Source organism: Streptomyces sp. UG1 (assembly GCF_049974585.1).
In the GTDB taxonomy this organism is placed as follows: domain Bacteria; phylum Actinomycetota; class Actinomycetes; order Streptomycetales; family Streptomycetaceae; genus Streptomyces.
In genome coordinates this window covers 68,826-81,208 of sequence record NZ_JBNGGG010000017.1, presented here as the reverse complement: position 1 = coordinate 81,208, position 12,383 = coordinate 68,826, and the positions used below count along the sequence as shown (strand labels likewise).

The following is a 12,383-nucleotide window of genomic DNA, read 5'->3' as shown; positions in this document are numbered from 1 at the left end:
GAGGCCCCAGCGAGGGGCCAACCCCCCACCCACTACGGGAGTGAACCCACATGGGCATGAAGGACCAGTTCCAGGAGAAGTCCGAGCAGCTCCAGCAGCGCGCCAAGCAGGCCAAGGAGCAGGCCAAGGAGCGCGGGCGCCAGCAGCGGCCGCAGCGGGACGAGGAGTCCGAGCGGATGCGTGAGCGTGAGGACGAGGAGCGCTTCGACCAGGACTACGACCGGTAAGTCGGCGCGCTGAGACGTGGGGTGCCCCCTGTTTTGGGGGTGCCCCGCGTTTGTGTTCTCAAGAGCGTGTTCTCAAGAACGAGGCGGAAGCTTCGGCCTCGACCGGTCCGGAACATGCGCGTAATCCGGAGGCGTCGCAGGTGGGTTCGTCTCCAGCAGCTCCAACGCCAGTTCCACCGCGTCCGCGAGCTGGGCGTGGCGGCCCTCCGCCCAGTCCAGCGGTGTGCGCAGGACCTCCACATCCGGGGTCACGCCCTTGTTCTCGACGCTCCACCCGTACGCGTCGAACCACGCCGCGTTCATCGGCACCGTGATCACCGTGCCGTCCCCGAGGCGGTGGCGGCCGGTCATGCCGACCACTCCGCCCCAGGTGCGCTGGCCGACGACCGGGCCCAGCTTGAGGAGCTTGAAGGCGGCCGTGATCATGTCGCCGTCCGAGGACGTCGCCTCGTCGGCCAGGGCGACCACCGGGCCGCGGGGCGCGTTGGAGGCGTACGACACCGGCTGGGCGTTTCTCGTCAGGTCCCAGCCGAGGATCGTGCGGGTCAGCTTCTCCACCACCAGCTCGCTGATGTGACCGCCCGCGTTGCCGCGGACGTCGACGATCAGCGCGGGCCGGGACATCTCCATGCGCAGGTCCCGGTTGAACTGGGCCCAGCCCGAGCCGCCCATGTCGGGGATGTGCAGATAGCCGCAGCGGCCGCCGCTCAACTCCCGTACGACCGCGCGGCGTTTGGCGACCCAGTCCTGGTAGCGCAGGGGGCGTTCGTCGATGAGGGGGACCACCGCCACCCGGCGGGCAGCCCGGCCCGTCTCGCCCTCCGCCGGGGTGAACGTCAGCTCCACCGTCGTACCGCCTGCCCCGGCGAGCAGGGGATAGGGACCGGACACAGGGTCCACCGGGCGGCCGTCGACGTGGGTCAGGATCGCACCCTCCCGGATGCCCGCGCCCGCCAGCGGGGAACGGGCCTTGGAGTCGGAGGACTCGCCGGGGAGGATGCGCTTGACCATCCAGCCGGCGTCGCGGCGTACGAAGTTGGCGCCGAGCAGGCCCTGCCAGCGCTGGTAGTGCGGTGGGCCCTCGTTGCGGCGGGCGGCCGTGACGTAGGCGTGGGAGGTGCCGAGTTCGCCCAGGACCTCGCGCAGGAGGTCGGCGAACTCGTCGGGGGTGGCGACCCGTTCGACCAGGGGGCGGTACTGGTCGAGGACCGCGTCCCAGTCGATGCCGCACATCCCCGGGTCCCAGAAGTACGCCCGGATCAGCCGGCCCGCCTCGGCGTACGACTGCCGCCACTCCGCCGCCGGATCCACCACGTGCAGGATGCGGCGGGCGTCGATCCACACCGTCGTGTCGCTGTCGCCGGACTCCGTGGCGGGGACCGCCCTGAGGTCGCCCTCGTCGAGCAGGACCAGGCGGGTGCCGTCGCCGCTCACCGTGAACCAGTCGAGATGGTCGACGAGTTCGGACTTCTTCCCCTTGCTGATGTTGAAGTGCTCCAGGGTCGGCCGCCCGGTCGTGTCGTCCGGGTTGGCGAACGTCTCGCCGAGCGCGCCCGAGATCGGCCAGCGCAGCCAGACCAGCCCGCCGCCGGAGACCGGGGACAGCTCCGAGTACTTGGAGGCGGCGACCGGGAAGGGGGTGACCCGGCTCTCCAGCCCCTCGACCTCGACGATCGTCGCACCGCCGTTGCCGCCGTCCTCGTCCTCCACCGGGTCCAGGCCACCGGCGGCCGGGCGGCCCTCGGGGTTGAGGGCGAAGGGGGAGGGGGTGGCCGAGGACAGGGGGACCAGGTAGGGGCGGCAGCCGAGCGGGAAGGAGAGATCGCCGGTGTGGACGTCGTACACCGGGTCGAAGCCCCGCCAGGAGAGGAAGGCCAGGTAGCGGCCGTCCCTCGTGAACACCGGGTTCTCGTCCTCGAAACGGCCGTTGGTGACGTCGACGATCAGGCCGTCCTTTGTGCGGGCCAGTTTGATCTGGCGCAGGGAGCGGCCGATCCCCGGGTGCGACCACGTCAGCCAGCTTCCGTCCGGGGAGAAGGCCAGATCCCGCACGGGGCCGTTGACCGACCGGATCAGCTCGGTGACCTCGCCGCCCGAGTCTTCCGTCACGTCGAGCAGGAGCAGCCGTCCGTCGTGCGAGGCGATGGCGAGGCGCTCGCCCTCCGGATCGGCGGTCATCTCCAGGACCCGGCCCAGCTCGCCCGAGGCCAGTCGGCGCACGTCGCGGTCGCCGGTCGCCCGGGGCAGCTGGGCGACTTCGATCGCGTCCTCGCCCTGGGCGTCCGTCACATACGCGACCTGGCCGACCGAGCCGAGCATCTCCGGGAGCCGGACCCGTACGCCCGGGGTGTCGGTGATGGTGCGGGCCGGGCCGTCCCGGTGGGTCAGCCAGTACAGGCTGCCGCGTACGACGACGGCGCTCGCGCGGCCCGTCTCGTCGACGGAGACGCCGTCGACGTGCTGGGCGGCGGGGACCTGATAGGGGCGGCGGCCCGCGCGCGGACCGCTGAGCCGTACGTCGAGCCTGCGCGGCTTGCTGTCGTCCGAGGCCAGGTCGTCCACGATCCACAGGTCGCCCGCGCACTGGTACACCACCCGCGTGCCGTCGCTCGCCGCGTGCCGGGCGTAGAAGGCGTCGTGGTCGGTGTGCCGGCGCAGGTCGGAGCCGTCGTAGGCGCACGAGTAGAGGTTGCCGACGCCCTCGTGGTCGGAGAGGAAGGCGATACGGCCGCCGACGAACAGGGGGCAGGCGAGATGGCCGTTGAGATGCGCAAGCAGGCGTTCGCCGTGCAGCCAGAGGCGGCCCGTGGCCCCGCCCCGGTAGCGCTTCCAGGAGGCCGGTTCGTGCGGCGGGGTCCCGGTCAGGAGCAGCGTCTTGCGCTCGCCGTCGAGGTCGGCGACCTGGATGTCGGAGCACGGGCCCCAGGGGAGCTTGCGGCCGGGGTCGCCGTCGGGGCGGACCTTGTAGGCCCAGGTGTAGTGCGAGAAGGGCTCGCCGTGCGAGGCGACGGCGAGGATCACGCCGTCCGGCGTCCAGCCGCACACCTGGGTGTCCGCCGAGGCCCAGTGGGTGAGCCGGCTGCCGGGGCCGCCGTCGACCGGGACCAGGTGGATCTCGGGGGCGAGGCTGCGCCAGCTCGTGTACGCGATGTGGCGGCCGTCGGGGGAGAAGCGCGGGTGGCCGGTCTTGGTGCGGTCCACGGTGAGCCGCCAGGCGCGGCCCGGGCCGTCGAGAGGGGCCAGCCACAGGTCGTCCTCGGCCACGAAGCAGAGCAGGTCGTCATGGAGGTGCGGCAGGCGCAGATAGGTCACCTCCCCATGCTTTTCCTGTGGACGTACCTGAGCAAGTCGTGACATAGCGACTGTCTGGACCGAGAGTGCGAACGAAACAGTTTCGTTTCGCTGGCGGATGCGCTACATTCGTCGTGTACGAAACCGTGTCGTTCGGTGCGGAAGTCGGAGTGGAAGGCGGAGAGGGTCATGGCTGAGGTCGCAACGTCGCGTCGCAGTCGTATCACTCCCGAGCGCGAGGCCGAGTTGTACGAGGCTGTGCTCGACCTGCTCCGCGAGGTCGGCTACGACGCCCTGACCATGGACGCCGTGGCCGCGCGCACCCGGTCCAGCAAGGCCACCCTCTACCGCCAGTGGGGCGGCAAGGCCCAGCTGGTCGTGAAGGCCCTCCGGCACACCAAGCCGGGCAAGGACCTGAGCGAGATCGACACCGGGTCGCTCCGCGGCGACTTCCACGCCCTCATGGCGCATGCGGACGACGCCCAGATGGAACAGAACAGCGCGTTGATGCGCGGACTGGCCATGGCGATGCACGCGAATCCGGACCTGCACCAGGAGTTCCGGAGCCAGTTGGTCGAACCGGAGATCGCGGAATTCCGCCGCATGCTGCAGCGAGCCGTCGACCGGGGTGAGGTCCGTCCGGACTGCCCGGCGCTGGACTTCGTGGTGCACATGATGCTCGGCGCGTTCGTCACCTGCTCGATCCTCGACGACAGGCCGCCGTCGCCGGCCTTCCTCACCTCGTACATCGACGCCGTGGTCCTCCCCGCCCTCGGCGTGCCAGTCAACTGACAAGTCCCCTGCACGTTCCCCTGCGAGTTCCCTGAGAAAGCCCTCCACCTGACGTAACCGCTCACGTCGTCGGGCTGATCACCCCTGCCCTGAAAGCCTCACGACCTGACCGGGAGACGCCCCGTGGCCACCTTCCTCTACAAGCTCGGCAGACTCTCCTTCCGGCGACGACACTTCGTCGCCCTGATATGGGTCGCGCTTCTGACGCTCGCGGGCGTCGGCGCGGCCAGTGCCCCCTCGGCCGGCTCCGCCTCCTTCTCCATCCCCGGCACCGAGGCGCAGAAGGCCTTCGACCTGCTGGACGAGCGCTTCCCCGGCATGACCGCCGACGGCGGGACCGCCCGGGTCGTCTTCAAGGCGCCGAGCGGCGAGAAGATGACCGACGCCGACAACAAGGCGATCGTCGAGAAGACCGTGCGGGAGCTGAAGGACGGCTCCGAGGTCGCCGCCGTCGCCGACCCGTACACCGCGAACGCCGTCAACCAGGACGGCACGATCGCGTACGCGTCGGTGTCGTACAAGGTCTCCGGCTTCGAGCTGGAGGAATCCACCCGGGACGCCCTGAAGGAGGCCGCGCAGCACGCGCGGGACGCCGGGCTGACCGTCGACGTCGGCGGTGACGCGCTGCAGGCCCCGGCCGAGAGCGCCGCCTCGGAGATCATCGGCATCGCGATCGCCGCGGTGGTTCTCGTCATCACCCTCGGTTCGCTGCTCGCGGCGGGCCTGCCGCTGCTGACCGCGATCATCGGCGTGGGCATCGGCGTCTCGACGATCACCGCCCTGGCGAGCACGCTCGACCTCGGCGACACGACGTCCACCCTGGCGTTGATGCTCGGCCTGGCGGTCGGCATCGACTACGCGCTGTTCATCGTCTCCCGTTACCGCGCCGAGCTGGCCGAGGGCCGCGAGCGCGAGGAGGCGGTGGGACGGGCCGTCGGCACGGCGGGCTCGGCGGTGGTCTTCGCCGGCCTCACGGTCGTCATCGCCCTGGCCGGTCTGTCGGTCGTCAACGTCCCGATGCTGACCAAGATGGGCCTCGCGGCGGCGGGCACGGTCGCCATCTCCGTCCTGATCGCGCTGACCATGGTCCCGGCACTGATCGGCTACGTGGGCCGCAGGCTGCGCCCGGCGGGCGAGAAGAGCAAGCTGCTCGGCGGCGGGCGCGCGGCCAGGAAGGCCGCCGAGCAGCCGGACCGCCCGAACATGGGCACCCGCTGGGCGAGCTTCGTCGTACGCCGCCCCGTGGCCGTCCTCCTCACGGGCGTGATCGGCCTGGGCGCCGCGGCGATCCCGGCGGCCTCGCTCGAACTGGGCCTCCCGGACGACGGCTCCCAGCCCACCTCCACCACCCAGCGCCGCGCCTACGACCTGCTCTCGGAGGGCTTCGGACCCGGCTTCAACGGCCCGCTGATGGTCGTGGTCGACGCCAAGGGCAGCGACGATGCGCAGGCCGCCTTCACCGACGTCGGCGACAAGATCAAGGGCCTGAACAACGTCGTCACGGTGACCCCGGCGGTGCCCAACAAGGCCGGCGACACCGCGACGATCACTGTCGTCCCCGACGCCAAGCCGGCCTCGACGACCACCGAGGACCTGGTGCACACCATCCGCGACACCGGCGCGCAGATCACGGCGGACACCGACGCGAAGGTCTATGTCACCGGTACGACCGCGATGAACATCGACGTGTCGCAGAAGATGAGCGACGCGCTGGTCCCGTACCTGATCCTGGTCGTGGGCCTGGCCTTCCTGCTCCTGATCCTGGTCTTCCGCTCGATCCTGGTCCCGCTGAAGGCGGCCCTGGGCTTCCTGCTGAGCGTGATGGCGGCGCTGGGCGCCGTGGTCGCGGTCTTCCAGTGGGGCTGGCTGTCCGGACTGCTGGGCGTGGAGGAGACCGGCCCGGTCATGTCGATGATGCCGATCTTCATGGTGGGCATCGTCTTCGGTCTGGCGATGGACTACGAGGTGTTCCTCGTGACCCGGATGCGCGAGGCCCACGTCCACGGCGAGCGGCCCACCCAGGCCGTCGTCACGGGCTTCAAGCACGGCGCGAGGGTCGTCACAGCGGCGGCGATCATCATGATGGCGGTCTTCGGGGGCTTCATCGGCGCCAGCGAGTCGATGGTGAAGATGATCGGCTTCGGCCTCGCGATCGCCGTCTTCTTCGACGCGTTCATCGTCCGCATGACCATCGTCCCGGCGGTCCTGGCCCTGCTCGGCCGTCGCGCCTGGTGGCTGCCGAAGTGGCTGGACCGAGCCCTGCCGAACGTGGACGTGGAGGGCGAGGGCCTGCGCACGGAGGCCGAGTCTTCCGGGAAGGACGCGGACCCGGACGGGGAGCGCGAGCTGGTTCGCGCCTGAACGGCCACCATTGAAGAAGGTCGACTGAAGTAGACCAGCCGGTGAGGGCTCCGTGGGGACGGGGTGCCCTCACCGGCTTTTTCGTCAGTATCAGGTGTCGTAGACCGTGGAGCGGTGTCCGACGTGAACGACCCAGATCACCAGTTCTCCGTTGTCGATCGTGTAGATGACGCGGTAATCGCCGACGCGGAGTCGGCGCCGGTCCGGCTGGGAGACGAGCGCGGTGGTGTTGAAGCCGAGCGGGTCGGTTTCCAGTTCCGTGAGCTTGACCAGGATGCGGAGCGCCATGTCCCGGGGGATCTTGCGAAGCTCTGCCTGAGCCTCCGACCGGAAGACAGTGCGGTACTTGCTACTCACCGCGCTCCAGCGTCTCCCTCATGACGTCCTCGATCGGGATGCCGACTTCCGGATTCGCCATGCGCTCGTCGATGATCCGGTTGATCTCGCGCTCTTCCCATTCCTGGTACTTGCGAAGAACCTCTATCGACACGACTGCGGCCACCTGCTTGCCGCGCCGGGTGATGACCGTAGGCGTGTCATCGCGGTCGGCCCGCTCGACCACCTCGGCCAGGTGGGCGCGTACGTCACGGATGGACTCTATGGGCATCTGGGTCATGCACCGAGAGTACATCATGTCCCATGTGTACACATGTGCTCACGCGTCTGCACTTTCACCTCGGCCCAGATCGTCTTGCGTGGATACGCCCCCGACGCCGCACCCCAGCGGTCGGCGAGCGCGTCCACCAGCAGCAGGCCCCGGCCGGACTCGGCATCCGAAGCGGAGGGCGGGGTGAGGTGGGGCAGGCGGTCGCCGCGCGTGTCCGTGGTCTCGATGCGGAGGGTGTCGGCGACGACGTAGAGGGTCAGGCGGAAGTCGCGGCCGGGGACGCGGCCGTGGGTCGCGGCGTTGTTGGCCAGCTCGGCGACGATGAGCTCCGCCGGGTCCAACGGGAGTCCCCAGGTGCGGAGTTGTTCCGTGGCGAGGAGGCGGGCGAGGCGGGCGCCGCGAGGCGTGGGGGACAGCAGCACGCTGAAGTTGCGGATGGTGTGGGCGAGTTCGTTTTCAGGGGCAGTCATCTCGCGGTTCATGTCACTCAGGGTGGCCCAGCGTGTTTGCTTTGAGCTGCGGTGATGCCGGGGCGTAGGGGAACTGTCTCGCCGTTGTCTCGTGCTGTCTCGGCTGTCTGGGGGGTTGTAGGGGTACGGGTGCGCGTCGGAGGTGGGTGACCGTGAACGACGGTGTGGACGAAGCGGGTTGGGACGTCGAGCCGGGCGACGAGATCGAGCCGTTGGTGCAGGCGGTGGGGCGGTTGCTGAAAGTGTGCAGGGAGGCGGAGGGGATGCGGGCCGCCGACTTCGGGGAGGTCATGAACTATGGCGAGGACATGATCCGCAAAATGGAGCGGGGGCAGCGGATTCCGAGGCCGGAGTTCCTGGACAAGGCGGACGACGTTCTGCGGGCGCAGGGGCATCTGAAGGCGTTCAAGAAGGACATGGAGAAGGCTCGGTATCCGAAGAAGGTGCGGGAGCTGGCGGACTTGGAGGGGCGTGCGGTCGAGCTGTTGATGTACGGCAACCACAACCTCCACGGGTTGTTGCAGACCGAGGAGTACATGCGAGCGCTGCTTGCGACATGGCGCCCGGCCTACTCCCCCGACGTGCTTGAGCGAATGGTGGCGGGGCGCATGGCTCGGAAGTCCATCTTCGACCGGTCTCCGGCGCCGGAGCTCAGCTTTGTCCAGGAAGAGGTAACGCTGCGCCGCCCGATCGGGGACACAATGGTGTTGCGCCGACAGCTCGAACATCTGTTGGAGGTGGCCCAGTTGCCGTTCGTGGAGCTTCAGGTGATGCCGACCTCCCGCGCGAATCACCCCGGGACGGGAGGCCGGATCCAGCTACTGAAGTTCGGTGACGGAACCGCAGCTGGGCGCACCGATGGCGACTTCGGAGGCCGTCCGGTCTCCAACCCGAGGCAGCTTCGGCTCCTTGACCTGCGGTATGGCATTATCCGGGCTCAGGCGCTCACGCCAGGGGAGTCTCTGGCCTTCATCGAGCAAGCGCTGGGAGAACTATGAGCACCCCGGAACTCCACTGGTTCAAGAGCAGCTACAGCGACAGCAGTAACGGCAACGACTGCGTCGAGGTCGCCACCACTCCCGCCACCATCCACATCCGCGACTCCAAGACCCCCGACACTCCCTATGTGACCGTCGCTCCAGCCACCTGGGCCGACTTCGTCACGTACGCCGTGAAGTGACCGTCGGGGCCGCCCGCTTCTTGGCCAGTGTCGTGCTTCCACGGCCCGAGTAAAGGGCGCTACGCGTCGCCTTCGGCGATGGCCCTGCGGGCCACCCTTGACTCGGTCCGCTCCAGCACGGGGAAGAAGCGAGCGAGCGGCCCGGAAAGGCGGGGTCCCCAGGTGGGGAGGGGCGAGGTCGGCTGGGTGGTGGCCCGGCGGAGGGGGCGTGGCCGCGCCTCGCATGCACGCCGGGCCGGCTTAGCGGCCATCGGCCGGTGGGTGCCATTCCCTCCTCGAGCCGCCCTTCAAAGGGCCGCGCCGGGCCTTCACAGGTCCGCGCCGGGCCTTCACACGTCCGGGGACCGGGAGTTGGAGCCTTTGGGCCTCCCAGAGCCGGATGATTGCCCGGCCACTCCCGCCAGGCCTGTCCCAAAGGGGCCAATTACAGCCTCACGGCGTCGCCGAGTGGCTCCACCCACCCAGCCTCCCCGCACCATCCACGCGCCGGGCACCCCCAAGGGCCAAGCAGGACCCCGCACCGCAAGTCGCCGAACCGGCCCGGCGTGCCGCCGCTCGGCCGGTGCGCCGCGCCCCGCGCCCCACCGGCCGATGGCCGCTAAGCCCGCCCGGCGTGCATGCGAGGCGCGATCGCGCCCCCTGACCCCGGCCCACCCCTCGGCCAACCGAAAGGGCCGCCAACCTGGGCCCCCGCCTTTCCGGGCCGCTCGCTCGCTTCTTCCCCGTGCTGGAGCGGACCGAGTCAAGGGTGGCCCGCAGGGCCATCGCCGAAGGCGACGCGTAGCGCCCTTTACTCGGGCCGTGGAAGCACGACACTGGCCAAGAAGCGGGCGGCCCCGACGGCGACTTCTCGACGGGCCTGTGCCCTGATAACCCAGTCGCATGCGCCGTACAGCTACCGCTAGCGTGCCTGCATGACGACAGCCGCCACTGACGCCGAGGAAGAGGGCTTCGCAGCCCATCCCCGTTTCGCCGAAGCCCTGCGTGAGCTGGGCCTCGACGACCTGCACGGCCGTATCCGCCGCTTCCCGGACGCGACCCGTACTGCCGCCGAGGCCGCCGCCGCGATCGGGTGTGGGCTGAGTGAGATCTGCAAGTCGCTGATCTTCGCCGCCGACGGGGTGCCGGTGCTGGTCCTGATGGACGGGGCATCGCGGGTCGACGTCGAGCTGGTCCGTGAGGCGCTCGGCGCCGGCAAGGTCACGCGGGCCAAGGCCGACGTCGTACGGGAGACCACCGGGTACGCCATCGGGGGCGTGCCGCCCTTCGGGCACCGTACGAAGACGCGGGTGCTCGCCGATCGGTCGCTGCTGGAGCACGACGTGGTGTGGGCTGCCGCGGGCAACCCGCACGCCGTCTTCCCCATGGCACCGAAGGACCTCGTCGCCCACGCCGGGGCGACGGTCGTGGACGTGCGCGAGCAGTCGCCGGCTTCGTGACCCCGCTGGTCACGGCCGCCGTTCTGCTCGCCGCCGTCACGCACGCCAGTTGGAACGCCATCGCCCACAAGATCACCGACAAGCTGGTGGGGTTCACGCTCATCTCGGGCGGCGGGATGCTGATCGGGCTGGCCATCGCGCCCTTCGCGGCGTTCCCGGCGGCGGAGGCCTGGCCGTATCTCCTCGCCTCCGCCACCGTCCACATCGCCTACTTCGCGCTGCTGATGAAGTCCTTCCGGCTGGGCGACTTCGGGCAGGCCTACCCGATCGCGCGCGGCACCGCGCCGCTCGTGGTCGCCGTGCTGGCCGCCGTGTTCGCGCACGAGGTGCCGGACGGGTGGGCGGCCGCCGGGATCGCCCTCTCCTGCGCGGGACTCGTCGGCGTCGCCCTCTGGGGTCTGCGCGGGCGCCGGCCCAACTGGGCGGCGATCGGCGCCGCGTTGGCGACCGGCCTGTCCATCGCGGCGTACACCGTCCTCGACGGGCTCGGCGTACGGGCCTCGGGCTCGTCCCTCGGGTACATCGCCTGGCTGATGGCGATCGAGGGCCTCGTCATCCCCCTCTACGCCGTCCGGCGCTGGCGCCGCAACACCCTCACCGTGCTGAGGCCGTTCGCCCGACTGGGGCTGCTGGGTGCCGCGCTGTCGGTCGCCGCGTACGCGCTGGTGCTGTGGGCGCAGACGAAGGCGGAGCTGGCGCCGATCGCGGCGCTGCGGGAGTCGTCCATCATCGTCGGCGCCGCGATCGGGGCGGTGTTCTTCAAGGAGCGGTTCGGGGCCGGGCGGATCGCGGCGGCGGCGTTGCTGGTGGTGGGCATCGGGCTGATGCTGCACGCGGGTTGACGGCAACAGGCGGTCAGCCGTGGGCCGACCGCCTGTTGTCTCTCGATCAGAACGCGGTGTTGCTGCAGCCCATCGTCGAGCCGAGGTGGGTGCTCTGGGCGCCGGTGTTGCCCTCGCCGTTGAGCCCGTTGCCGAGCACGCCGTTGAGGATGCCGACCACGCCGAGGATGTCGAGGTTCAGGTCGTGGGACTTGCACTGGGTGCTCTGCGTGACGCTGTAGTTGTTGCCCCCGGGGCCGTCGCCCCGGCCGTCGGCGTGGGCGCTGCCCGCGCCCAGGAGCCCGACGGTGCTGACGGCGGCGACCAGGACGGCGGCCTTGCGAAGCTTGTGCATGTCATCTCCGGTGGAGTGGATGGATGCGACACGGGAGGGGCCGAGCACCGAGGGCGTCGACTCCTTATGATTAAGGGAGGTTAAGTAGGTAATGCCCCAAATAATCACGTGGCGCGCCGAGTTTTGTGATCCTGCACCGGTTTGCCCACACGGAACGCGAACTGGCCGCAGTACGTCAGCTTGCGCAGGTTCACCAGGGCCGTTCTGCGACGGCCGGCCTTCGCCCACTGGTCGATCTCGGTGTTCAGCGGGGACTGTTCGTCCCAGTAGCGGCTGTACTCCGGTGGCCGGCCGAGATAGCTGCGCATGATCAGCGCCACCCCGTCGAGGGACGGACGGATCTCCTGCAGCGTCAATCCGGCTTCCTCGACCAGCGTTCGGAAGCCGTATGGCGTGTAGTTCCACAGGCTGAAGGAGTGGTACGGCTCGAACTGGGATGTTGATCCGATGAAATGGCCGCCGGGGGTCAGTACTCGGGCGATTTCCGACAGGAGTTCGCGTGGGCGGGCCACGTGTTCGAAGACCTGGTGGGAGTAGATGAGGGGGAGCGAGTTCGAGCCGAGGGGGAGGTGGACGCCGTCGTAGTGGACCACCAGGTCGCCGCCGGGGGTGCGCTGACCCGCCTCCGGTGAGTCACGGATGTCTACGCCGATCCAGCGCACCTCGGGGGCGTGCTTGCGGAACAGCGCGGCCGATGTGCCGCGACCGCACCCCAGGTCGACGACCAGCCCGGGCGCGTCCGGGGCGGCCATCACCTCGTCGACGTAGTAGCGCGAGGTGACCTGCCGGGCGTGGTCGTCGGGAATGCAGTCCCGCATGAGGTCCCAGAGAGTCGCCATG

At 69.8% G+C, this 12,383-nt stretch carries 13 protein-coding genes; 7 read left to right on the top strand and 6 right to left on the bottom strand.

From position 1 onward, the window contains the following. The first annotated feature begins 50 nt into the window (after nt 1-50). Nucleotides 51-227: a hypothetical protein gene (locus ACP4J3_RS20325; RefSeq protein ID WP_194045141.1), complete on the top strand. Its 177-nt coding sequence runs from the start codon at nt 51-53 to the stop codon at nt 225-227. 72 nt (nt 228-299) lie between these two features. On the opposite strand, the gene ACP4J3_RS20320 is transcribed toward ACP4J3_RS20325, so the two are convergent. Then, nucleotides 300-3,539, bottom strand: a complete 3,240-nt coding sequence (locus ACP4J3_RS20320) for a S41 family peptidase (RefSeq protein ID WP_426536344.1) — start codon at nt 3,537-3,539, stop codon at nt 300-302. Nucleotides 3,540-3,707: 168 nt separating this feature from the next. Here ACP4J3_RS20320 and ACP4J3_RS20315 point away from each other — a divergent pair, with 168 nt between their 5' ends. Together ACP4J3_RS20315 and ACP4J3_RS20310 are read left to right on the top strand one after the other, a co-directional pair. Continuing rightward, a complete protein-coding gene (locus tag ACP4J3_RS20315; RefSeq protein WP_426536342.1) occupies nt 3,708-4,310 on the top strand; it encodes a TetR/AcrR family transcriptional regulator in 603 nt (200 codons plus the stop codon). Nucleotides 4,311-4,433: 123 nt separating this feature from the next. Further along, complete coding sequence (locus ACP4J3_RS20310) at nt 4,434-6,671, top strand: MMPL family transporter (RefSeq protein WP_426536340.1); 2,238 nt, start codon at nt 4,434-4,436, stop codon at nt 6,669-6,671. 90 nt (nt 6,672-6,761) lie between these two features. On the opposite strand, the gene ACP4J3_RS20305 is transcribed toward ACP4J3_RS20310, so the two are convergent. From ACP4J3_RS20305 to ACP4J3_RS20295, 3 genes are read right to left on the bottom strand one after another with little or no spacing between them, the layout of a single operon-like run. Beyond that, a complete protein-coding gene (locus tag ACP4J3_RS20305; RefSeq protein ID WP_426536338.1) occupies nt 6,762-7,028 on the bottom strand; it encodes a type II toxin-antitoxin system RelE family toxin in 267 nt (88 codons plus the stop codon). Next, entirely contained in the window at nt 7,021-7,287 is a 267-nt protein-coding gene (locus ACP4J3_RS20300; protein ID WP_426536336.1) for a type II toxin-antitoxin system Phd/YefM family antitoxin, read from the bottom strand. The genes ACP4J3_RS20305 and ACP4J3_RS20300 overlap by 8 nt, the downstream gene beginning before the upstream one ends. Before the next feature lie 14 nt (nt 7,288-7,301). After that, nucleotides 7,302-7,760 (bottom strand): ATP-binding protein, encoded by a 459-nt coding sequence (locus tag ACP4J3_RS20295; RefSeq protein WP_426536334.1) that lies wholly within the window; start codon nt 7,758-7,760, stop codon nt 7,302-7,304. A gap of 140 nt (nt 7,761-7,900) precedes the next feature. Here ACP4J3_RS20295 and ACP4J3_RS20290 point away from each other — a divergent pair, with 140 nt between their 5' ends. The 4 genes from ACP4J3_RS20290 to ACP4J3_RS20275 all read left to right on the top strand — a co-directional run bounded on the left by ACP4J3_RS20290 (nt 7,901) and on the right by ACP4J3_RS20275 (nt 11,209). After that, complete coding sequence (locus ACP4J3_RS20290; protein WP_426536332.1) at nt 7,901-8,746, top strand: helix-turn-helix domain-containing protein; 846 nt, start codon at nt 7,901-7,903, stop codon at nt 8,744-8,746. Continuing rightward, nucleotides 8,743-8,928: a DUF397 domain-containing protein gene (locus tag ACP4J3_RS20285; RefSeq protein WP_426536330.1), complete on the top strand. Its 186-nt coding sequence runs from the start codon at nt 8,743-8,745 to the stop codon at nt 8,926-8,928. Before ACP4J3_RS20290 ends, ACP4J3_RS20285 begins: the two co-directional genes overlap by 4 nt. 914 nt (nt 8,929-9,842) lie before the next feature. Further along, complete coding sequence (locus tag ACP4J3_RS20280; protein WP_426536328.1) at nt 9,843-10,367, top strand: YbaK/EbsC family protein; 525 nt, start codon at nt 9,843-9,845, stop codon at nt 10,365-10,367. Then, complete coding sequence (locus ACP4J3_RS20275; protein WP_426536326.1) at nt 10,364-11,209, top strand: EamA family transporter; 846 nt, start codon at nt 10,364-10,366, stop codon at nt 11,207-11,209. The genes ACP4J3_RS20280 and ACP4J3_RS20275 overlap by 4 nt, the downstream gene beginning before the upstream one ends. A gap of 46 nt (nt 11,210-11,255) precedes the next feature. On the opposite strand, the gene ACP4J3_RS20270 is transcribed toward ACP4J3_RS20275, so the two are convergent. Both ACP4J3_RS20270 and ACP4J3_RS20265 read right to left on the bottom strand, forming a co-directional pair. Further along, on the bottom strand, nt 11,256-11,543 hold the full coding sequence (locus ACP4J3_RS20270; protein ID WP_426536324.1) for a hypothetical protein: 288 nt from the start codon (nt 11,541-11,543) through the stop codon (nt 11,256-11,258). Nucleotides 11,544-11,647: 104 nt separating this feature from the next. Next, entirely contained in the window at nt 11,648-12,382 is a 735-nt protein-coding gene (locus tag ACP4J3_RS20265) for a class I SAM-dependent methyltransferase (protein WP_426536322.1), read from the bottom strand. Nucleotide 12,383 lies beyond the last annotated feature (1 nt).